This window comes from Mycobacterium sp. IDUB_37 (genome assembly GCF_055419245.1).
The window spans coordinates 1-360 of the sequence record NZ_JBVAXG010000050.1 but is presented as its reverse complement, the minus strand read 5'-3'; the positions used below and the strand labels follow the sequence as shown (position 1 = coordinate 360).

1 pseudogene is annotated in these 360 nt (G+C 71.7%); it reads right to left on the bottom strand.

Annotated features, from left to right (window positions below):
• Positions 1-360 (bottom strand): annotated as a pseudogene (locus tag ACZY1I_RS32255) (IniB N-terminal domain-containing protein); the annotation flags it as partial.

The window sequence follows — 360 nt, the reverse complement described above, 5'->3', positions numbered from 1 at the left end:
GTTGAGGGCGCCGTTGAGTGCGGCGGTCAGCGAGGGCAGGCTCAGGCCGAACCCACCCGAGAGGGAGGGCAGCAGTGCGGCGAGGTTGCCGCCGGCGGACAGGAACGCGTTCAGGGCACCGCCGAAGACCGACCCACCCGAGAGGGCGGCGTTGAGAGCGCCTTGGAAGTTGGCGGCCAACGTGCCCAGGGCGGCGTTGAAGGCGGGGAATCCGCCGGAGAGTGCGGCGCCCAGGGTGGCTTGGAACTGTCCGGCCAGACCGGCCAGGGCGGCTTGCAGGGTGGGGGATCCGCCAGAGAGTAGGACCGAGAGTTGGCCGGCGAGGTTGGGGAATCCGCCGGCGAGGGTGGCGGCGAGGTT